Source organism: Rhizobacter sp., from assembly GCA_019635355.1.
Taxonomy (GTDB): Bacteria; Pseudomonadota; Gammaproteobacteria; order Burkholderiales; family Burkholderiaceae_C; genus Rhizobacter.
In genome coordinates this window covers 408,503-429,962 of record JAHBZQ010000001.1, presented here as the reverse complement: position 1 = coordinate 429,962, position 21,460 = coordinate 408,503, and the positions used below count along the sequence as shown (strand labels likewise).

Genomic DNA, 21,460 nt, shown 5'->3' with positions numbered 1-21,460 from the left:
GGCGCGCGCTCTGGGTTCTGTCTCTCAGCTCACAGCGCGGTCGGCCGCGGGCCGCTGGCCGCACCGCTCGCCGCACGCCCCGGGCCGCCCGCACGCTGCGGCTGGTTGAGGTCGACGATGCGCAGCGGCATCGGCTCGCGCATCAGCCGTGCCTGCCCGGCCGTGACCACCTGGTCGCCAGGGGCCAGGCCTTCGAGGATCTCGACCTTGCCCGGCAGCCGCATGCCGATGCGGGCCTCGATGCGCTGCGACTGCTTGCCCTTCGGCCCGTCGACCACCTTCACCAGGTACTGCTTGCCCGACAGCGGCACCAGCGCCTCTTCGGGCACGACGAGCGCGTTGTTGCGCGTGGAGAAGACGATGCGCGTGCGGGCAAACATGCCCGAGCGCAGCTCACCGCCGGGGTTCTGCAGCCGTGCGCGCACGAGCAGCGAGCGGCCGTTGGCGTCGAGCACCGAGTCGACGGCGTCGACATGGCCCTTGAACGCACGCCCTGGCATGGCGTCGAGCTGGGCCTCGACCGGCTGGCCCGTCTTGAGGCGGGCCACGTAGCGCTCGGCCAGGCGGAAATCGAGCAACACGGTGGAGGTGTCTTCGACGTTCACCAGGTCGGCGCCGTCTTTCACGTAGTCGCCAACGTTGACGACACGGATGCCGACCACGCCGTCGAACGGCGCCTCGATGCGCATGCGCGCGAGTTGCGCCTTGGCGAGCGCGACCTGCGCCTCGGCCACCTGCAGCGCCGCGGCGGTCTGGTCGACCATGCTCTGGCTCACGAAGTTGGCGGCCAGCAGCTCGCGGTTGCGCTGCAGGTTGGTGCGGGCGATGCTCGCCTGCGCTTCGGCCTGCTGAAGCTGGGCCTGCTGCAAAGTGTCATCAAGCTGCACCAGCATCTGGCCTCGCTTCACGCGCTGGCCGTCGGTGAAACCGAGCTTGGAGATGCGCCCGCTGACCTCGGGCCGCAGCGTCACACCCTGGCGCGATCGCAGGGCACCCACGCCTTGCGCATCGTCGGCAATGGCCACCACCTCGACCTTGCCCACTTCCACCGGCACCGGCCCCGCGGGGCCGGCGGGCGCTCTGCCTGCCGCAACGCCCGACGCGGTGGCCCCTGCGCCAGCCGTTCCCTCCATGCCCTGGGGGGTCGGCCCCTTGTGCTGGTACCACCAGGCGGCACCGCCGGCCAAGGAGATGCCCACCAGCGCCACCACCGTATGCAAAGTCTTCACGCTGTCCCTTGAATCGTTCCCACGGCACTGTAGCCCTGGGGTCGCCTTGCGGCGAGGCTGGAAATCACGTAGTGGCCTGGCCCACGCCGCGGTTGGCCAGCGCATCGGCGCGCTCGTTGCCCGGGTCGCCCGCGTGCCCCTTTACCCAGCGCCACTCCACGTGGTGCAAGGCGCGCAATGCATCGAGCCGCTGCCAGAGGTCGGCGTTCTTCACAGGCTTCCTGTCGGCCGTCTTCCAGCCGCGCTGCTTCCAACCGTGGATCCACTCGGTGATGCCTTTTCGCACGTATTCGCTGTCGGTGTAGAGCGTGACGTCGCAACTGCGCTTCAGCGAAGCCAGAGCCTCGATCACCGCGGTAAGTTCCATGCGGTTGTTGGTGGTCTGCCGCTCGCCGCCGTAAAGCTCCTTTTCGTGCTCGCCGGTGCTGAGCCAGGCGCCCCAGCCACCGGGCCCCGGGTTGCCCTTGCAGGCACCGTCGGTGTAGATCGTCACGGCCGGCCGGCGGATCGCGGGCTTGGGCGAGTCAGTCGATGAAGGTATCGAGGTCATGTTGCTGTGATGTTGCTGTGGTGCGGCGGACCACCGCCGGCGCCGCCTTGGCCGGCACGCGCTTGTGGCGCACGAGGCCCACGAGGCGCATGCCGCGCACGCGCTTCACGGCCACGAGCATGTAGGCCGCCCCGAGCACCGGCCACCAGCGGCGGCCCGTGCCTTCCATCCATTCGAAACGCGTGAGCCAGGGCTCCGACTCGAACGGCGGCTTGTAGCAACCGAAGCGGCCCTCTTCGATGTCGAAGCTGAGCAATCGCAACCAGTCGCGCAGCCGCCAGTAGCCGAGCAGCTCGCCTTCGCTGGGCATGAAGAGCGGCCGACCACGCGCGAGGCCCAGGCCCCGCAGCACGCGGCCCATGCTCTGGCGCAGCGCCCAGAGCCCGCCGGGGTTGAAGCCGAGGATCACGATCTTGCCTTCGGGCACCAGCACACGTTCCACTTCGCGCAAGGCTTGGTGCGGATCGCGCGCACGCTCCAGCGCGTGGGGCAGCACGACGAGGTCGAGGCTCTGGCTGTCGAAGGGCAAGGCGTCGAAATCGCAATGCAGCATGACCGCACGCTGCGCCGGAACTTCACCCTCGGTCGCCGACTCCATGCTGGCAGCCTGTGGGTGGTCCACCGCTTGCCATCGATGGGGCATGCGATTGGCCCGCAGCGCGTCGAGTTCGGGCAGGCCGAGCTGGAGCGCGTGGAAGCCGAACATGTCGGCCACGCAGCGGTCGACCTGGGCCTGTTCCCAGGCCAGCAGATAGCGGCCCGGTGGCGTCTTCAGCCAGGGGGCCAAACCTATAATCCCGCCGTATTGCGCCATAAAAAACGCGCCATGAACCTGCAAGCACTGCCAGCCTTCTCGGACAACTACATCTGGATGCTTCACGATGGCCGGCAGGCGCTCGTTGTCGATCCGGGCGAATCGGCACCAGTCGAGCAGGCGCTCGATGCCCAAGGCTTGATGCTGGCGGGGATTCTAGTGACCCATCACCACGGCGATCATGTCGGCGGTCTTTCAGCGCTTCGGCCGCGGCTTCAAGGCCCGATCTTCGGGCCGGCGCGTGAAAAGATCCCCGAGCCCTACACCCCCGTGCACGATGGCGATGAGGTCGAGCTGCTCGGCCTTCGCTTCGAGGTGATCGACGTGCCCGGCCACACCGCCGGCCACATCGCCTACTTCCACCTGCCGCCAGATGGCGAAGCGCCTCTGCTCTTCTGCGGCGACACGCTCTTTTCCGGTGGCTGCGGCCGCCTCTTCGAAGGCACTCCGGCGCAGATGCACGCGTCGCTGTCGCGGCTGGCCGCCCTGCCCGCCCGCACGCGGGTGTGCTGCGCGCACGAGTACACCTTGTCCAACCTGAAATTCGCGCATGCCGTCGAGCCCCACAACGACAGCCTGCAGGCCTACACCGCCCACTGCGAGCAACTGCGCGCACTGGGCCAGCCCACCTTGCCCAGCACCATCGAACAGGAACGGCGCATCAACCCGTTCATGCGTTGTAGCGTGCCCGAGGTGAAGGCGTCGGCGCTCGCCCAGGGCGCCTCCAGCCAAGGCGACGTCGACGTGCTGGCGACGCTGCGCGAATGGAAAAACAACTTCCGATGACATTGATCCACCCCCTGCGCCACGCCGTCGCGCTGACGCTGGCCTCGCTGCTCGCGGCCTGCGCGACGCACATCGAAGCACCCGACCAGCGAAGCGACATTCCGGCCGTCATCGCCAAGGCCGAGTTGCCGGCTGCCACGGCCTCGGCGCCCGCCGCTTCTGCATCTGCCGTGGCTGCCGCGACCTCTGCGGCCTCGGCACCGGCCGATGGCGGTGGGCCCGTGGCCGCCGCGCCGGTCGACCCGCTGCGCCCGGAAGAACCGGTCGACCTCGAATCCAAGACCGCCAACATCGACCTCTGGGAACGCGTGCGCCGCGGCTTCGCCATGCCCGATCTCGAGACCCCGCTCGTGCGCACCGGCGAGCAGTGGTACTCGGGCCGCCCCGACTACGTGGCCCGCATGACCGAGCGTGGCAGCCGCTACCTCTTCCACATCGTCGAAGAGGTCGAGCGCCGCGGCATGCCCACCGAGCTGGCCCTGTTGCCTTTCATCGAGAGCGCCTTCAACCCGCAGGCGATCTCGTCGGCCAAGGCTTCGGGCATGTGGCAGTTCATGCCCGCCACGGGGAAAAACTTCGACCTGCGGCAGAACGTCTTCCGTGACGACCGCCGCGACGTGCTCGCCTCCACACGCGCCGCACTCGACTACCTGCAGAAGCTCTACAACATGTTCGGCGACTGGCACCTGGCCCTGGCCGCCTACAACTGGGGCGAAGGCAACGTGATGCGCGCGCAGGCACGCAACCGCAAGGCAGGCAAGCCGACCGACTACCTCAGCCTGCGCATGCCCAACGAGACGGCCTACTACGTGCCCAAGCTGCAGGCAGTAAAGAACATCGTGGCGCGGCCCGACACGTTTTCGCTCACGCTGCCGCCGCTGGCCAACCACCCCTACTTCCTGAGCGTGCCCATCGAGCGCGACATCGACGTCGACACCGCGGTGCAACTCGCCGGCATCTCGCGCGACGAGTTCATGACGCTCAACCCGCAGATGAACAAGCCGGTGATCCTCGCCGCCGGCACGCCGCAGATCCTGCTGCCGTATGACAACGCGAGCCTCTTCATCCGCAACGTGGCGGCCCACCGAGGCCCCTTCGCCACCTGGACGGCCTGGGTCGCGCCCAAGACGGTGAAGCCCGCCGAAGCCGCCAAGCAGTTCGGCATCAGCGAAGCCGAGCTTCGCGATGTGAACAAGATCCCACCGCGCATGCTGGTGAAGGCCGGCTCGACGTTGCTCGTGCCGCGCTCCGAGACGCTCTTGAAAGACGTGTCGGTGCACCTCGCCGACAACGCCGTGATGACCCTCGCGCCCGAGGCGCTGCCACCGCGGCGCATCACGCACCGTGCGGTCAAGGGTGACACCGTGGCGTCGGTGGCGCGCCGCTATCGCGTGAGCGCCTCGCAGGTCGCTTCGTGGAACAAGGTCGCCGCCGGCGCGAGCTTCGCAGCCGGGCACAGCGTGGTGGTCTACGTGCCGCAGCGCCAGCCCACGGTGCGCAGCAGCGCCAAGGCGAAGAAGCCGGCCATCAAGCGCAAGGCGACGAGCAGCTCGCGCAAGCGCCGCTGATCAGCGGCGGTCGACCAATGCGTGGGCGATGGTGCCCAGGTCCACGTATTCGAGCTCGCTGCCGATCGGCACGCCACGCGCCAGCCGCGTGACCTTCACGCCGCGCAGTTTCATGGCCTCAGCGATGACATGCGCGGTGGCCTCGCCCTCGGCGGTGAAGCTGGTCGCGACGATGACCTCGTCGACGCTGCCATCGCTGGCACGGTCCACCAGCTGCTGCAGGCCGATGTCGCGCACGCCGATGCCGTCGAGCGGGCTCAGCCGCCCCATCAGCACGAAGTACAGGCCGCGGTAGCTGCCGGTGCGCTCCATCGCCGCCTGGTCGGCCGGCGTTTCCACCACGCACAGCAGGCGCTGCTCGCGCGTGTCGTCGAGGCAGGTGCGGCAGATTGCCGCTTCGGTGAAGGTGTGGCAGCGCTCGCAGTGGCGGATGTCGTGCACCGCGGTCGTGAGCGCCTGCGCGATGCGCTGGGCGCCGTCACGGTCGTGCTGCAGCAGATGGAAGGCCATGCGCTGCGCCGATTTCTGCCCAACGCCTGGCAGGCGGCGCAGGGCCTCGATCAGGCCATCGAGCGCATGTTCAGCCACGGGTTCAGAAGGGGAACTTCATTCCCGGAGGCAGCGGCATCCCGGCTGTCAGCTTGCCCATCTTTTCCTGCGAGACGGCTTCTGCGCGGCGCACAGCATCGTTGAACGCCGCGGCGACCAGGTCTTCCAGCATGTCCTTGTCGTCGGCCAGCAGGCTCGGGTCGATGACGACACGCTTCACGTCGTGCTTGCAGGTCATCGTGATCTTCACGAGGCCGGCGCCCGACTGGCCTTCGACTTCGAGATTGGCCAGCTCTTCCTGGGCCTTCTTGAGGTTGTCCTGCATCGCCTGGGCCTGCTTCATCAGGCCGGCGAGTTGGTTCTTCATCATGAGCGTTCTCCTGGGTTCGAGGTCAGTGCGGCTTGACGGAGCCGGGCACGATGCGTGCCGTCTTGAATTGCTTCATCAGGGCCTGCACCAGCGGGTCGTTGTGGATGATCTGTTCGGCTTCGTTCTGCCGGCGTGCGCGCTCGACCGACGCCCGCTGCGCGGGGGTGTCGGTGGCCGCGCCGGCTTCGACTTCGAGTTGCACAGGCTGCCCGAGCAGCGTGGCCAAGGCGGCCTGGAGCTTGTCGCGCTGGGCCGGTGCGCGCAGCGTCTCGCGCTCCACTCGCAAGCGCCACACGCCGCCCTCGCCCGCCGACAGGCATTGCGCCTGCATCGCCAGTTCGCGCACCAGCGCACCGATGCTGCCGGCCTCGATCATCTTGGCCACCACCTCGGCCCAGCGGTCGCCCAGCGGCGTGGGCTCGAACCCGGCCGGCGACACGGCAAACGGCTTCGGCGGCTCGCGCACCTCGACGGGCGCAGCGGTCGGTTCGTCTTCGTCCGGGACCTCGTCGAGCCACGGCGGCGGCTCGCGGCTGGCCACCGGCGCCGGGGCAGGCGCCACGCTGGCCCGTGCCGCGGGCGGCGGTGCCACGACGGCAGCACGTGCAGCGGGAGCCGCCACCACCGGCTTGCTCGCAACCGGGGCAGAGGCAGGGGCGGGCCGGCTCACGGGCGCCGGGGCCACACGTTGCGGCGAAGTGCCTGCCGCACCCGGCCGGAAGGCCAGCATGCGCAGCAGCACCATCACCAGGCCGCTGTATTCGTCGGGTGCCAGCGCCAGCTCGGCGCGGCCGTGCAGCACGATGCTGTAGAGGAACTGTGTTTCGTCGGGCGCCAGCAGCCCGGCCAGGCGCGCTGCGGTCGGGCTGTCGGGGTCGTTGTCGTCGATGGCCTCGGGCACCGCCTGCACCACCGCCATCTGCTGCAGCAGGGCCGCCATCTCTTCCAGCGTGCCTGCCGCCGACAGGCCGAGGCCACGCAAACCCTCCACCGCCGCGACGACCTCGGCGCCCTGCCCCGCGGCCAGCGCTTCGACCAACCGCACCGCATGGCTGCGGTCGACCGCCCCCAACATCTGGCGCACGCCGGCTTCGCTCAGGGTGCCGGCCCCGAAGGCAATCGCCTGGTCGGTGAGCGACAAGGCATCGCGCATCGAGCCGCGCGCGGCCTTTGCCAAGAGGCGCAAGGCACCGGGCTCGGCCTCGATGCTTTCAGCGGCCAGCACCTTCGCCAGGTGCTCCTGCACCGTCTGCGGTGCCATCGGCCGCAGGTTGAACTGCAGGCAGCGCGACAGCACGGTAGGCGGCACCTTCTGCGGGTCGGTCGTCGCGAGAACGAACTTCAGGTACTCGGGCGGCTCTTCCAGCGTCTTCAGCATCGCGTTGAACGCGGTGTTCGACAGCATGTGCACTTCGTCGATCAGGTAGACCTTGAAGCGCCCCACCACCGGCTTGTAGACCGCCTGGTCGAGCAGCAGCGAGATCTCTTCGACGCCGCGGTTCGACGCCGCATCGAGCTCGACGTAGTCGACGAAGCGGCCGCTGTCGATGTCGCGGCAGGCGTTGCACACGCCGCAGGGGTGGGCGGTGATGCCGCCCTGCCCGTCGGCGCCGACGCAGTTGAGCGCCTTGGCCAGGATGCGCGAGACCGAGGTCTTGCCCACGCCGCGCGTGCCGGTGAAAAGGTAGGCGTGGTGCAGGCGCTGCTGGGTCAGCGCGTTGCTCAGGGCCTGGACCACATGCTCCTGGCCCACCAATGCCTCGAAGTCGCGGGATCGGTATTTGCGGGCGAGGACGAGGTAGGACATCGGGGCATTCTAATGAGCCAGCCCTGAGTGATCCGGGATAATCCTGCCTTCTCCTGCCCATCAGCCTGCCGGCCCGACCGATGACTTCCACGCCCGCCCAAGACACGATCAGCTACGAACAAGCTGGCGTCAACTACGACCTGATCGACCCGCTGAAGGTCGCCGCCCAGCGCGCCGCCAAGGCCACGGGCGCCCATCTGGCCGGCCACGGGTTCACGGAAGTCGAAGCGTCGCGCGGCGAATCGGCGTATGTGGTCGATGTGGGGCCGTTCTACATCGCCTCGATCGTCGAATGCCTGGGCTCCAAGGCGCTGGTGGCCGACGAGATGAAGGCCCTCACCGGCAAGAGCTACTACGACGGCATCGCGCAAGACACCATCGCGATGGCGATCAACGACCTCATCACCGTGGGCGCCACGCCGCTCGTGGTGCAGGCCTACTGGGCGGCCGGTGGCTCCGACTGGTTCTCCGATGCGCAGCGCGCCAAGGCGCTCGTCGACGGCTGGAAGCGCGCCTGCGACACGTGCCAGGTCGCCTGGGGCGGCGGCGAAACCCCGGCACTCGCCGGCATCGTGGCCGACGGCCGCATCGACCTCGCCGCCAGCTGCACCGGCCTCATCAACCCCAAGGAGCGCCTCTCGGTGGGCGACAAGCTCGCCCCAGGCGACGCCATCGTGCTGCTCGCCTCCAGCGGCATCCACGCCAACGGCCTGAGCCTCGCGCGCAAGCTCGTCGAGCGCCTGCCGCAGGGCTACCTCACCGAAGTGCAGCCCGGCCTCACGTATGGCGAAGCGCTGCTCGCACCCACGGTGTTGTATTCGCCGGTGACCGAAGCGCTCTACAAGGCCGGCATCACACCGCACTACTGCGCCAACATCACCGGCCACGGCTGGCGCAAGCTGCTACGCCACCCCGCCACGCACACCTACCGCATCCACACCGTGCCCGAGGTGACGCCGGTGCTGAAGTTCATCCAGCAACACGCCAAGCAGGACGATCAAGAGGCCTACAGCACGCTCAACATGGGCGCGGGCTTCGCGCTCTTCGTGAAGGCGGAAGACGCGGAGCGCACGGTCGCCGTCGCCGAAGCGCAAGGGGTGAAGGCGATCGTCGCGGGCCGTGTGGAAGCCGGCCCGAAGAAGCTCGTGATCGAGCCGCTCAAGATCGAGTTCGGCGACGACGCACTGCAACTGCGCTGAGAAAAACGCAGCCCTGCGGTCAAGTCGGCTGCATCGCGTCACCTACAATCCGCCGCGACGGGCCTCCCCGCATGGGAGCGCGCCCAACCGGGTCAGGTGGGGAACCAAGCAGCCCTAAGCGTTGCAACCAGTGCCGGGGGTAAGGCTCGTCACCCTCCCATCCCTCGCTTCACGCATCGAGCTCAAGCCTCGAGCGCGAAGCACAGCAGCTTCGGCTCCTCCGAGCCCGCCTGCTCGGCCACCTCGCGAGGGGCCACGCACACCGTTCCGGCTTTCATGAGGTTGTCGACCACGAGGCCATCGTCGTCGATGACTTCGGCGAGGTAGCGGTGGTCTTCGGCAAACAGCAAGGCGCGGGTCGCGTCATCCTGGTTGAGCAGCACCAGGTAGCGAGCGGTGTGGTCGTGGTTCAGGTTCTTCTGCGGGATCATGTCTTCTTCTGTGGCGCTTCTTTCTGGCGCTGGTAGGTGTCGTTCATCGGCGTGCCGCGGTCGGTGTCGACGCGCCCGGCGGCGAGGTCGTCATGCGCCTTGCGGATGAGCGCGCGCGGCTGGCCGTCGCGATGGGCGTCGGACGATTCGTCGCGCTCGTGCGGCAGGCGCGGCACGGGCGCTGACGACGCCGCGTCGGTGTCGCCTTGCTGCGGCTTGGTGCGGCTTTGGCGCTTGTCGCTCACCGCTTCACCTGCGGGTCTTCGCCTTTGGCGCGCGACTTGCCGGCTTCCTCGGCACGCTGCATCTCATCGGCTTCGCGCTCGTCACGCGGTGCCGACTGGTCGGCCGCCGGCTTGACCTTGCCCGATTGTGCGAAGTCACGGGCCGATTGGTCGTAGCGGCGCGCGGCTTCGTAGTCGCCTTCGCCCTGGACCTTGCCGCCGCTCTGGCGGTTGCTCTGATCGTTGCTGTTCATGTGTGTGCTCCTGATGGAGTGAAACGCGAAGAGAACGATAGGTGGCCCCCACGTAGGCGGCCACCGGCCGCGGGCGCGGCACGCAGTCGGAGCAGGCTGGCGGTGCAAGTAGGAAGCGTCTGACCCAATGAAAAACGGCAGGCCGAAGCCTGCCGTTCGTCCACACGCCGAAGCGTGGGTCAGCGCATCCAGCGGCCGCCCGGGCCCACGATGGTGATCTCGACGAAGTTCGAGCCGTGGTGCTTGTTGGGGCCATAGGACAGCGGGTAGCCGCCGAGGTCCACCTTGGTCATGCTTTCCATGCCCCGCACGATGCTCTGCGAGGTGACCTGCTTGCCACCGCGGCGGATGCCTTCGATAAGGATGCGCATGTTGAGGTAGCCGAACATGTAGTCGTAGGCCGGCTCCAGCTTCTCCCGCGACAGCGCCGCAGCGAGGTCACGCGTCAGCGGCGTGGTCTGGCGGAACGGATACGGCACGGTCTGCGTGAAGGCCAGGCCGCGGGCCTCGTCGCCGAGCGCCTTGAGGATCTGCGGCGAGTTCGAGATCGACACGGCGTAGATCGGCACGCCCACGTGTGCACGCGCAGCCTTCACGAACGCCACCATCGACGGCCCGAAGGCCATGAAGATGATCGCCTGCGGACGGGCCGCGGCGAGCGATTGCGCGCAGGCCACGGCATCGCTGCCGTTGGCTTCGAGCGGCGACTGCACCACGAGCGTGGCGCCGAGTTCCTTGGCCACCTCTTCCACCACCGGCTTCATCAGTTGGCCGAACGGGGCGTTCTGGTACACGAGGCCAATCTGCGACTTCTGCAGCGTGACGAGGTTGCGCACCATCTGGGCCACTTCGTCGCGATAGCTGGCCATCGTGGTGAAGAAGTACGGGTGGTGCTTGACGCGCAGCGCCGGCGAACCCGAATACACGCAGACCAGCGGCACCTTCTTCTCGGCCAGGATGGGCAGCACTGCGCCCACGTTGGGCGTGCTGGCCAGGCCGTACAGCGCGATGACCTTGTCTTTGTCGAGCAGGGTGTTGACGTTCTCGACGCACTTCTTCGCGTCATACGCGTCGTCGAGCGTGATGAGCTTCAGCGGGCGGCCGTTGATGCCGCCCTTGCGGTTGACTTCATCAATGGCGAGGTCCTGGCCCTTGAGCACCGGCACGAACGACGGCGCCAGCGGCCCGGTCAGGTGTGCACTCTGGCCGATGCGGATTTCGTTGGAGCCTGCCGCGGCCTCCTTGTCTTGCGCCCACAGGGGCGTGGATGCGAGAGCGCTGGCGGAAGCGACAGCACGCAGCGCATGACGACGGGTCCATTGAGGGTGAGCCATTTTGTATGCCTTTGTTTGGGACTAGACGGGCGCGATCCTGCCACTGCGAAACAAGTTCATACAAGGGGGTGAGTACCTTGTTGCGCGAGAGTCAAGTCACAAGCGTGACAGGTATCACAAGCGTTAGCATCGCACCCCCCGCAGGCGTACCACTCATTCGTGAAGCCCGACACACCGGGCGCGGCGCGAGGCTCAGCCGGCCTGCTTGAAGGCCATCACGGCCTGGTTGCGCAGCGTGCGCAAGAGTGAGAGTTCCTTCTCACCCAGCTCGATCGCGCCGGGCCGGGCCTTGTCGGCGTAGATCAGCGCAAAGGGCGCGCCCTTCATCAGCAAAGGCAGGAGGAGGAACGCAGGCGCATTGACGCCCTGCTTGTACCAGACGGGCAGCCGGCCCGCGATCTGCGGAAGGGTCGCGTCGGCAATCAGCGTGTCGGCGCCCTTCAGGCACACCGCGCCGAAGAGATCGACGGGCGCGCCAGGCGGCGTCTTGAGCGGCACCTTGAACTTCGCTGACACCTGCTCCACGCCTTCGCCGAGGCCGAAGCGGCCGGTGAGCGAGTCGCACTTCGCATCGCGCAGGCAGAAGACGACCCGGCGGAAGCCGAGCGCACGCAGCATGGTCTCGAGGATCATGCGCAACACCTCGTTGAGCTTGAAGTCCTCGACCATCGTGTTGGTGATGTCCTGGATGCCCGCGGCCAGCATGTTGATCGCGGCCTGGTGGTCGAACGGCATCTGCATCGACTCGACCGGGATGGTCGCCTGCAGCGCATGCTCGGTAAGGCTGTCGTGCTGGATGGCCGCTGCCGTGCCGTTGCCCGGCTGTTCGAGCAGGCGGCGCATCGGCGAGCCGGGCTGGGCCTGCAGGTTCATCGCGTTCGCCAGCTCCACGAGCCGCTGCTGCGCCACCACCGAGGCAGCCTGCACGTCGCGCACACCCAGGCCCAGCACCTTGCTGTAGCGCTCGGCCACGGTCGCGATGGCGGCGCTGGCCTGGCCGGGTTCGGCTTTGAGGAGTGCGTCGGTCAGGTCGTTGGCGACGGTGGCGATCCATTGCACACGCTCGCCCTTGTCGCAGGCACGCGCGGGCGGGTCGATCGCCGGGCGCCGCATGCAGCGCTGCAGGTTGTCGGGCAAGCCCCAGCTGCGGGCGATGCCGAGCCCGAGTTCTTCGAAGCTCAGGCCAAGAACGGTGATGGACGCGGCCTCTTCGGCGTTGGCTGGCCGGGTGCTGGTCGAGGCCTTCTTGGTCGACGCCGCGACGAGGCTTCGCACCTGCCGCGCTTCTTCGGGAAAGTAAAACTCGGTCAACAAGCGGCCGAGGCTCTGGTAGATGGCACCGATGAAGGCTTCCTCGCCTTCACGCTGCGCGCCGCACAACTCGTTGGCGAGCGAGCCAGCCATCAGCGAGCGCAGGAACTCTTCCTTCAGCTGCGTCGCATGGGCCTTGTCGTTCATGTGCTCCAGCAGCACAAGGCTCAGCGCCATGTTGCGGATGCCGGCAAAACCCACCAGCGCGACCGCGCGCGACACCGTGCTCACCGTGCCGCCGCCAGCGTGGCGGAAGCTCGCGGTGTTGACCATGCGCAGCAGCTTGTTGGTCAGCGCCACGTCTTTGAGGATCTCGCCCGAGAGGCTCGACAGCCGCTCGTTTTCGGAGTTAGCCACCCGCTGGATCGCACCGACCGAGCTCGACAGCGCCGGGAAGTCGCTCTTGTGCCGCATGCGGCGCAGCAGGAAGTCGAGCGTGCCGTTGCCGCTGGCGGCCGGCTGCTCGCCGGGCGCCGGGGCGAGCCAGTCACGCAGCGCGTCGGCGAACTCGGCCGCGCGCGCAAAGCGCTTCGAGGCGTCGCGCGCCAGGCTGCGCAGCACGATCGCCCGCAGGCGGTCGTCCACATCGGCCGGCGTGCTCTCGGGCAGCACGAGGTCTTCATGTGCCACGCGGTACATCGCGCGGAAGGGGTCACGCTCGGCGATGAGCTGTCGGCCCGACAGCATCTCGGCCAGCACAAGGCCAGCGGAGAACACGTCCATGCCCGGCGACGGCTTCAGGCCGTGCGTGGCTTCGGGCGACATGTAGCCCGGCGTGCCCACCACCTGCTGCTGGTGCGACGGATCCTGGATGCGCGCGGCGATGCCGAAGTCCATCACCCGCGCCCGCCCCTGCCCGTCGACGAGGATGTTCGAGGGCTTCAGGTCGCGGTGCACCACACCGGCCTGGTGGGCCACTTCGAGCGCATCGAGGACGCCCGTCATCATCTCGACCGCCTCGCGCACCGGCAGCGCGCCACGCGCCCGCAGGTGCGCCGTGAGCGTGCGGCCTGGCACATATTCGAAGACGAGATAAGGCTGCTGCTGGTGCATGTCGCCTTCGAACACCGGCACGATGTGCGGGTGGTTGAGGCGGCTCACGCTGCGCGCTTCCTGCAGCCACTGGCTCGAGGTCACGGCATCGGCACCGGGCAGCATCAGCTTGACGGCCACCTCGCGCTCCAGGCGCGGGTCGAACGCCAGCCACACGGTGGCTTGCGCGCCCTGGCCGAGCTTGCGGCGCAGCTCGAAGCGGCCCAGGGTCTCGGTGGCGGTGGCAGCGGGCATGGCGGCCTTCAGCGTTTGCGCGACGCGAGCAGCGCCGAGAAATCGGTGGTGCCGGGGTCGCCCGGCTCGGCCTCTTCGCGGCGCGGCGCACGCGGCACCACGCCGGTCGGCCCGTGCTGCAGCGTGCCGCGGGCGGCTTGCAGGCCTTCGGTCAGGTCCTTCATCGTGATCGACAGGGCGCGGCCATAACGCTGCACCACCTGCTGCAACGCAGGGCCCACGCGCTGCGGCGGGTTTTCGGTGACGGCGTCGACCGCTTCGTTGGCGGCGCTGGCGGTCACGCGCAGCATGTCGCTGTCGGTGTCGGCCACGCGCACCGGCTTGTGGGTGGGCAGGCGGCGGATCATGTAGAGCACGTCTTCGTGCAGGCCCCAATGCTTGGCGACGGCGGCTCCGAGCGATTCGATGTCGACCCCGAGCACCGCGAAGGCGGCGGCCTCTTCGGTCATGCCCGGCAGGTCGGGCTCGCCCGGCTCGGCAGCCGGGGCGCTCTTCATGAGCTCGCGGATCTGGGCCGCCTCGTCGGGAAAGTGGTACTGCACCATCAGGCGCCCGAGGTTCTGCAACGCGGTGATGAGGTAGACGACTTCGGGGTCGTAGCCGGCCGGGCGCAGGGCCTGCGCGGCATGGCCGGCGAGGCGCACACGGTCGAGCAGGCGCTGCATCGTGGTGGCTTGCGCCTCCGAGAGCGGCCCCGGCCACGGCCGCAGCGACGCCGCCGCCTGCCGCACGCCCTTCAGGCCCACGAGCGCGATGGCGCGGCGCAAGGTCAGCACCGGGCCGTTGCCCGACACCTGCGTGCCCTGCACCTGCGCCGAATTCACGGTGCGCAGCAGCTCGAAGGAGAGGCCCATGTCCTGCAGGATGTTGGCCGCCATCTCGTCGGTGCGCTGGCCTTCGGCCACGGCCAGGCGCGCCACGCGCGCGCCCACGCCGGGCGCGGCGGGAAGATGGCCCACGGTGCGCAGGCGGTCGATCAGCAAGGCGAGCGCACCGCTGTCTTGTGCGGCCGTCTCGCGCCAGCCGTTGAGCGCGGCCAGCAGCGTGCGGGCGTTGTGGTAGCGCTGGCGCTCCTGGTGCGTGGTGGCGCGGTTGGCGATGGCGCGCAGCGCTTCGGGAATGGGCTGCGGCGTGCTCCAGGGCAGGCGCACGAACTCACGGCCCTGCGGCGGGAGGCGATCGACCACGCGGCCGGTGTCGGGCTCTTCGAGCGCCGGGGTGCCCGCCAGCACGTGGTACAGCACGAGCCCCATCGTGAGCACGTCGCGCACCGCGGCTTCGCGCGACTGGCGCAGGCGGTTCGGGTCGAGCGGCATCACCCGGTCGTGGGCCGCCTGCTCGGCGAGCACCGCGGTGGGCAGGCCGGCGCCGAGCGCCATCACCCGCACGGTGCCCTGCTCGCTGATGAGGATCTGGTGGAGTTGCAGGTCGCCATGCGCGAGGCTGGCCTCGTGGGCGAAGGCCAGGCCCTCGAGCGCCTGGGTGACCCAGCTCACCGCGTCTTCCGCCGTGAGCTTCGGGTTGGCGGCCAGGCGTTCACCGAGCGTCGTGCCCAGGGCCCGGTCGACGGCGATGTAGGGCCAGTGTTCCTGCACGCCGATCTCGACCACGTGGGCGAGGTTCGGGTGGTTCAGGCGCGCGGCGTGTTTCGCGTCCGACAGCCAGAGTTCGGCGGCGGCCGGCGTCGAAGGCTGCACGCGCGGCAGCGTCAGCATCAGCTCCTGGGCCGAGCGCGGGTCATGGACGAGCCAGACCATCGTGCGCTCGCTCTTGCCCAGCAACTGGCGCAGCTCGAAACGACCGAGCACCCGCGTGGGGTTCGGTTTCGGCGGAGCGTGTTCCGTTTCAAGCATGAAAGCGCATGGCAGCTTGCGCGCAAATGGCGCGCCTGCTCGGATTGGAGCGCCCGGGGGCGTGAATCAATGCGCGGATCAGGCGCGAAAAGAGGCCTCTATTCCGGCGCCGCCGCTTCGGGCGGTGCCGGACGCGGCTTCATGTGACTTCGATCACGTCGCCCTGGCCGTTGACGAGCGCGCAGCGCACCGGGGCGCCTGGCACCAGCGCAGCGACCGCCCGCCGGTAGCGCAGCATTTGTTCACGGTATTCGGCCTGCTCGCCGGGCCGAAGCGCGAGCTTGTAGTCGAGTACCCACCAGGTGGGGCCGCTCGCGTAGTCGAGCTGCACGAGGCGGTCGAGCCGCAGCACCTCACCGCCGTCGGCCATCGGCACCTCGTTGCCCGCCCACAGCAGGCCCGGGCCGGCGAGGAAACGACGGCACTGCGGGTTGCGCCAGATGGCGCCGGCCACGCGCGCGACTTCGCTGGCGGGGGCGCCGAACTCGGCTGCCGCCGCCTCGGCGAGGTCGGCCAGATCGACCACGGCCGGCTGGCCGGTGGCCCATTCGAGCACCCGGTGCACCGCCTGGCCGAGCCGGGTGGCGGGCGTGTCGGGCGAGCGTGGCGCGACGGGCGCCGGGCGGGCGGGCGGCCCGGCGGGCAGCACCTGCAGCTCGATGGGCGAGACCTCGTCGACCACGGCCTGGGCGGGTGCCGCCGGCTGCCACGGCTGCGCGAGCGCCTCGACGCGCGCCCACCACGATGCCCCGGCGAGATGCGGCTCGGTGCGGCTGAACACCAGGCGCTCGCGGGCGCGGGTCATGGCGACGTAGAGCCCGTTGAGCTCTTCGCGCTCGCGGGCTTTCAGCTCGTCGGCCATGAGCTCGCGCAGCGACGGCGGGCATTGGGCTTCGGAATAGAGGAAGGCACAGCGCCGCGGGCGGTCGGCGTCGACCGGCCAATCGACGAGCAGCGTGGCGGTGTCGGGCTTGGCGGCTTCGGGTTGTGCGTCCATCACGAACACGACCTTCGCCTCCAGGCCCTTGGCGCCGTGCACCGTGAGCAACTGCACCGCATCGGGCTGCACAGGTGCGGCTGCCTTGAGCAGGCGGCGCTTGAGGGCGCGCACGAAGTTGTAGGGCGTGGCGTAGCGCGCGCCGTCGAGCGAGAGGGCCTGCGCCAGCAGCGCATCGATGGCGTTGAGCGCGGCCAGGCGCTGCTCGGGCGGCACGACGGCGGCCACACGCTCGCGCACCTCGCCTTCGAAGACGATGCGGTCGAGCAGGTCGTGCGGCGGCAACTGTGCGGCGGCGTCTTGCCATGACGCGAGCAGGCGTGCGGCACGCGCCAGTGCGGCGCTGGGCGATTGCTTCAGCGCGGGCCACCAGTCGCCGCCGTGGTCTCGCGCGGCGAGGGCGAGCTGCACCAGATCGTCGTCGCTCGCACCGAAGAGCGGGCTGCGCAGCGCATGCGCGAGCGAGAGGCGGTGTTCGGGCGAGGCCAGCACGTCGAGCACGGCCACGAGGTCACGCACTTCGGCCGCGTCCATCAGCGCATGGTCTTCGGCTGCGGCGTGCGGCACATGCAGGGCCTGCAGCTCGTGCGCCACCAGGCGCAGCGACGCCCGTTTGCGGCACAGCACGAACACCTCGCCCGGCCGCGCATGGCCGCCGTGCAGCAGCTCCTGGATCGCGTGCGCGACGTAACGTGCCTCCTGCTCGCGCAGCTGGGCTTCGGGCTCGTGGCGCGGCACGCTGAGGCTGTCTCGCCACAACGAGGGCTGTGCCGGCAGGCCCTTCACGGGCTTCACCCGCAGCACCGGCGGCAAGGCGTAGACGCCCGCCCCGGCAAGCGGCGCGAGCTCGGTGGTGTGCGGGCGGAAGCCGTCGTAGCGCGCTTCGCGCTCGGCCTGTTCGAAGACATGGTTCACCGCGCCCAGCACCTCGGGTGCGTTGCGCCGGGTGTGGTCGCAGGCGAGCCAGTGGCCGTGCAGGCCTTCGGTGACGAACTCGCGCGCCGCGCCGAACACACGCGGCTCGGCGCGCCGGAAGCGGTAGATGCTCTGCTTGGGGTCGCCCACGATGAAGACCCCCGGCGGACGCTGCCCGCTCGCGCCACCGCCCGCGCCGGCATAGGCCGAGAGCCAGCTGTGCAACGCGTGCCACTGCAGCGGGCTCGTGTCCTGGAACTCATCGATCAGCACGTGGCGGATGCGCATGTCGAGCCGCTCCTGCACCCAGCCGGAGAGGCTCACATCGCGCAAGAGCGCGAGCGCACAACGCTCCAGGTCGGCCATGTCGGCCAGGCCGCGCGTGCGCTTGTAGTCGGCCAGCTCGCGCAGCAGCACGCGCGAGAGGCGCACGAGCTGCAGGTGCTCGTGGTGCACCTCGTGCTGCTGCACCTGGGCGCGCACACGCTCCAGGTCGTCGGCCACGAGCGCCAGCTGAGGAAGATCGCCCAGCTTGCGCGGCGTGCCCTTGTCGGTGAAGAGCGCTTTCCACAAGCTCTGGAACAAGGCCTCGCCGTCCGACATGGCCAGCGCATCGATCACGCCGTTGGCCGCCGCCTGCGCTTTCGCACCACCCTGCCCCAGCGCCTGGGCCAACGCGAGCAGCGTGTCGCGCCAGGTGGCGCTCTTGAGCGCCTCGCAGGGGTGGCCTTCGCAATCGGGCGGGGGCATGCTGGCCTCGAGCACGCCGGAGGCGTCGGCCAGCTCGAGTTCGACGCGCTTGTCGAGCGCGGCTTCCAGCCACTTGCGCAGCCGGTCGCGGCCACGGCGCTGCACGAGTGCGGCGTGGTCGGCACGCAGCGCAGCGTCGGCCGCCACGGCGGCGTGGAAGCGGCGGAAGACCGCGGCGCGGTGGTCGTCCAGCTCTTCCATCAACGTCATGCCGGGCGCGAGGCCGAGCTCGGCCAGCAGATCGCGCGGCGCAGCACGCAGGAGCTGGGAGAACCAGGCGTGGAAGGTGCGGATCTCGACACTGCGGCCACCGGCCAGCAGCGTTTCATGCAGGCGGCCAAGGGCGGGTGCGAGCGTGCGCGCCTGGGCGGCGTCGAGCCCGCGCAGCTGGAGCTGCTGCACGCGGCCCGCGTCGTCCATCGCGTGAGAAGAAAACGCCCGCAGCCATTCCTGCAGGCGCTCGCGCATCTCGCCGGCCGCCTTGCGGGTGAAGGTGATGGCGAGGATCTCCTGGGGCTGTGCTCCTTCGAGCAGCGCGCGCAGGATGCGCGAGACGAGCATCCAGGTCTTGCCAGCACCGGCGCAGGCTTCGACCACCACGCTGCGCTGCGGGTCGCAGGCGATGGCGTAGAACGCCTCGCGTTCGATGAGATGGCCGTCGGCTCGGTAGGCGGGCGTGTTCATGCACCGCTCCAGTGGTCACGCCGGCACAGGCCACGGGCTTCGCAGAAGTCGCAGGTCGGCGCTTCGCCCAAGGCTGGCAGGCCGGCGCCTTGCCGGATGCGCGCAAGGTCGGCACCGACACCCGTGACCAGTGCGCTGGCGCTGTCTTCCACGCCGGGGTGCGGCAGCGATTCGATCTTGCGGCCGAGCGCCAGGTAGCTCGCGTGGATCGGGTGCTGCGTCTCGGGCTGCACAAGGGCCGCGTAGAACGCGAGCTGCGTGTCTTCGAGCGGCTGGCGCAGCTTCTCCTTCAGGCCTGCGGCGCTGCCGGTCTTGTAGTCGATCAACTCCAGCGCGGGGCCGCGCACCTCGTCCATGCGGTCGATGCGGCCGTAGAGGCGGATGCCCTGCCATTCGGCCGGCGCGATCTCGCGCTCCTGCTCGCCTTGCCAGAAGCGGGCACCTTGCGCATCACGCTCGTGCAGCCAGGCGATGTAGCGCGGCACGAGGTCGATGAAGCCGGCCTCGAACGGCAGGAAGTCGGCGTCGTCCAGACCTTTTTGCGCTTTCTCCTCCTGCGCGATGGCCAGCAGGCGGGCCGCTTCAACCTCGGCCGGTGCGGGCTCGCCGCGCTGGGTGTGGAACTTGAGCAGCACGTCGTGCAGCCAGTTGCCGTAGTCGCGCTGCTCGACCTCGTCGTCGAGTTCCTCGGCCTCGCGCACACGCAAGAGGTACAGCGCATGGAAGCGATACGGGCAGGCCCGCAGCGCTTCACAGGCGCTCGCCGACAGGCGCGCCGGCAGCAGCGCCGCGGCCGAAGGTGCCGGCATCGTGACCGGGTTGGGCGTGAGCCGCACGGTGAGGCGTGGGTCCGCCCAGGGCTCCAAGGTGCGGCCCACCGAGGCGAGCCGCAAGCCGAGTTGTTCGAGCAACGGGCTGGGCGCCAGCGGCTCTGCGCCGTCGGCATGCCGATGGAAGAAGGTGACCGGCGCGCGGCTCACCGCGTGCGCAAATGCCAGCGACTCGGCACGTCGGCGCTGCCGCGCAGTGGGCACGCCCAAGGCTTCGGCCTGGGCTTCGTTCAGCAAGGGGTGCGGGCCGGCATCGACCCCGAGGTGATGGTCGTCCGCACCGGGGAACACCACCGCCGCGAAGGGGCGCAGCGTGAGCCGCGCGAGCGGCGTGAGGACCACGCTCGCGTCGTGGGCGGCTTGTGGGATGAACGAGGCGTCTTCGAGCGCCGCATCGACCCAGGCGCTGAACTCGGCCAGGCTCATGGACGTTTGCGCGGCCTGTGTGGACCACGCGGCGGGCTCCTCGATGTGCAGCGTCTGCAGGACTTGCGCGCCGGCGTCGTCCGCCAGCATGGGCGCGAGCACGGCGCTGCTGCTCAAACCCTCGCGCAGGATGCGCAGCCACTCCGACAGCGTCTGGCGGCGTGCGCTGGCGAAGGTCTGGAGCAACGCCGTCGCTTCCGCCAGGAGTGGGACGGCCCGACCGCGCAGAAGATCGGCGTCGATCGCGCGGAGCTGCGTCCAGCCTTCGCGCCGGCAGGCAGCCTCGATCTGCGCCACCGCGGATTGCGGCCAGGCAGTGGTCTTGAGCCAGTCGAGCAGGAGATCGTTCGACGCTTGCGGCGCTGCGGCGCGCAGCAAGGCCATCACCTGCGCCGCCGCGCGCGTCGTCGACAGCTTCCAGCCGGTCTCGTCTTGCAAGCCGACGCCCTGGCGTTCGAGCAGCGCCCGCACACGGCGCATCAGCAAACGGTCTTGTGCAACCAGCGCGACCGGCACCTCACCGCGACGCAGATGCTCCAGCACCTGGGCTGCGGCGCAGACGGCTTCATGCTCGAAGCCTTCACAACGGGCCATCGCGATCGACGGCGCCAAGGCTTCGTGAACATGCGCATCGACGTCGAGCAGCAGGCACGGCACCGTGTCGGGCATCGAGCTCATCACGCTGCGCGCCAGCGCGTCTTCGCCGCCCGACTGCACCACGACCCAGGCACCCGGCCGGCAGGCGTACAGCACATCGGTGATCGGCGGCGCTGAGGCAGCGGCCCACTCCAACGCCACGCGCGCCAGCGCACGTTCGATCGCACCCACGCCGGCCACTGGCGCGATCAGTTCGCGTCCGCGCTGCCAGTGTTCCGCGCGCGCCGCAGGCTCGACGGCAGCCGCCGCCTTGAGCACGGCATGTGCGGTGGTGACGACCGCCGACACGGCGTCATCGAACGCCAGTGGATCGCGGGGCACCCATGATTGACCGCGCAGCAGCCGGGCCGCGTCGAGTCGATCGGTCGCCGCGTCGAAGCTGATCTGCCCCTCGCCGCCCCGAGGGGCAGGGCCGATCGACGCGGCCATCGTTCGCGTGGTCTCGACCCGCGGCTGCCAGCCCCCGAGCCTCGCGAACGCCGCACGTGCCGGCGCGAGCTGCTGCGCGAAAGGCACCAGCACCACCAGCGCCTGCCGCGCCACCGCGCGTGCACCCGCCCATTCGCTGATGCGCGCGGCGATGTCGGCCCATCCGGCACCGTTTTCAAGAGCCAGCCGAGCTATCACAGCCATAA

At 69.5% G+C, this 21,460-nt stretch carries 17 protein-coding genes and 1 other RNA gene; 4 read left to right on the top strand and 14 right to left on the bottom strand.

From position 1 onward, the window contains the following. Window positions 1-29 precede the first annotated feature (29 nt). The 3 genes from KF892_01885 to KF892_01875 all read right to left on the bottom strand — a co-directional run bounded on the left by KF892_01885 (window position 30) and on the right by KF892_01875 (window position 2,593). Window positions 30-1,229 (bottom strand): efflux RND transporter periplasmic adaptor subunit, encoded by a 1,200-nt coding sequence (locus KF892_01885; GenBank protein MBX3623734.1) that lies wholly within the window; start codon window positions 1,227-1,229, stop codon window positions 30-32. 64 nt (window positions 1,230-1,293) lie between these two features. Continuing rightward, complete coding sequence (rnhA, locus tag KF892_01880) at window positions 1,294-1,779, bottom strand: ribonuclease HI (protein ID MBX3623733.1); 486 nt, start codon at window positions 1,777-1,779, stop codon at window positions 1,294-1,296. Further along, entirely contained in the window at window positions 1,754-2,593 is an 840-nt protein-coding gene (locus KF892_01875) for a class I SAM-dependent methyltransferase (protein ID MBX3623732.1), read from the bottom strand. Before KF892_01875 ends, rnhA begins: the two co-directional genes overlap by 26 nt. A 12-nt stretch (window positions 2,594-2,605) precedes the next feature. Here KF892_01875 and gloB point away from each other — a divergent pair, with 12 nt between their 5' ends. Together gloB and KF892_01865 are read left to right on the top strand one after the other, a co-directional pair. Further along, the gene (gene gloB, locus KF892_01870) at window positions 2,606-3,379 is read left to right on the top strand and encodes a hydroxyacylglutathione hydrolase (protein MBX3623731.1); all 774 of its coding nucleotides are present in this window, start codon (window positions 2,606-2,608) and stop codon (window positions 3,377-3,379) included. After that, window positions 3,376-4,947 (top strand): transglycosylase SLT domain-containing protein, encoded by a 1,572-nt coding sequence (locus KF892_01865; GenBank protein MBX3623730.1) that lies wholly within the window; start codon window positions 3,376-3,378, stop codon window positions 4,945-4,947. Before gloB ends, KF892_01865 begins: the two co-directional genes overlap by 4 nt. Here the strand turns inward: KF892_01865 and recR are convergent, their stop codons facing one another. The 3 genes from recR to dnaX are packed head-to-tail and all read right to left on the bottom strand — an operon-like array spanning window position 4,948 to window position 7,673. Continuing rightward, entirely contained in the window at window positions 4,948-5,535 is a 588-nt protein-coding gene (gene recR / locus KF892_01860; protein ID MBX3623729.1) for a recombination mediator RecR, read from the bottom strand. It abuts the gene before it with no gap. 4 nt (window positions 5,536-5,539) lie between these two features. Then, a complete protein-coding gene (locus KF892_01855) occupies window positions 5,540-5,866 on the bottom strand; it encodes a YbaB/EbfC family nucleoid-associated protein (protein ID MBX3623728.1) in 327 nt (108 codons plus the stop codon). A gap of 22 nt (window positions 5,867-5,888) precedes the next feature. Next, window positions 5,889-7,673, bottom strand: coding sequence for a DNA polymerase III subunit gamma/tau (gene dnaX / locus KF892_01850; GenBank protein MBX3623727.1), 1,785 nt, complete (start codon window positions 7,671-7,673; stop codon window positions 5,889-5,891). A gap of 80 nt (window positions 7,674-7,753) precedes the next feature. Here dnaX and KF892_01845 point away from each other — a divergent pair, with 80 nt between their 5' ends. Continuing rightward, window positions 7,754-8,872, top strand: coding sequence for a phosphoribosylformylglycinamidine cyclo-ligase (locus tag KF892_01845; protein MBX3623726.1), 1,119 nt, complete (start codon window positions 7,754-7,756; stop codon window positions 8,870-8,872). 56 nt (window positions 8,873-8,928) lie between these two features. Continuing rightward, an RNA gene (gene ffs / locus KF892_01840) (signal recognition particle sRNA small type) lies at window positions 8,929-9,026 on the top strand. Window positions 9,027-9,054: 28 nt separating this feature from the next. Here the strand turns inward: ffs and KF892_01835 are convergent. The 8 genes from KF892_01835 to KF892_01800 all read right to left on the bottom strand — a co-directional run bounded on the left by KF892_01835 (window position 9,055) and on the right by KF892_01800 (window position 21,458). Next, entirely contained in the window at window positions 9,055-9,303 is a 249-nt protein-coding gene (locus KF892_01835; GenBank protein MBX3623725.1) for a hypothetical protein, read from the bottom strand. Next, window positions 9,300-9,548: a hypothetical protein gene (locus KF892_01830; protein MBX3623724.1), complete on the bottom strand. Its 249-nt coding sequence runs from the start codon at window positions 9,546-9,548 to the stop codon at window positions 9,300-9,302. The genes KF892_01835 and KF892_01830 overlap by 4 nt, the downstream gene beginning before the upstream one ends. Continuing rightward, window positions 9,545-9,781: a hypothetical protein gene (locus KF892_01825; protein MBX3623723.1), complete on the bottom strand. Its 237-nt coding sequence runs from the start codon at window positions 9,779-9,781 to the stop codon at window positions 9,545-9,547. The genes KF892_01830 and KF892_01825 overlap by 4 nt, the downstream gene beginning before the upstream one ends. A 179-nt stretch (window positions 9,782-9,960) precedes the next feature. Continuing rightward, window positions 9,961-11,115 carry an ABC transporter substrate-binding protein gene (locus KF892_01820; GenBank protein MBX3623722.1) on the bottom strand — a complete coding sequence of 385 codons (1,155 nt, stop codon included), beginning with the start codon at window positions 11,113-11,115 and terminating at the stop codon, window positions 9,961-9,963. Between the two features lie 192 nt (window positions 11,116-11,307). Further along, the gene (locus tag KF892_01815) at window positions 11,308-13,713 is read right to left on the bottom strand and encodes a protein kinase (GenBank protein MBX3623721.1); all 2,406 of its coding nucleotides are present in this window, start codon (window positions 13,711-13,713) and stop codon (window positions 11,308-11,310) included. Window positions 13,714-13,721: 8 nt separating this feature from the next. Continuing rightward, entirely contained in the window at window positions 13,722-15,566 is a 1,845-nt protein-coding gene (locus tag KF892_01810) for an HDOD domain-containing protein (GenBank protein ID MBX3623720.1), read from the bottom strand. A gap of 139 nt (window positions 15,567-15,705) precedes the next feature. Then, window positions 15,706-18,912: a UvrD-helicase domain-containing protein gene (locus KF892_01805; GenBank protein ID MBX3623719.1), complete on the bottom strand. Its 3,207-nt coding sequence runs from the start codon at window positions 18,910-18,912 to the stop codon at window positions 15,706-15,708. Beyond that, window positions 18,909-21,458, bottom strand: coding sequence for a PD-(D/E)XK nuclease family protein (locus KF892_01800; GenBank protein ID MBX3623718.1), 2,550 nt, complete (start codon window positions 21,456-21,458; stop codon window positions 18,909-18,911). Before KF892_01800 ends, KF892_01805 begins: the two co-directional genes overlap by 4 nt. Window positions 21,459-21,460 lie beyond the last annotated feature (2 nt).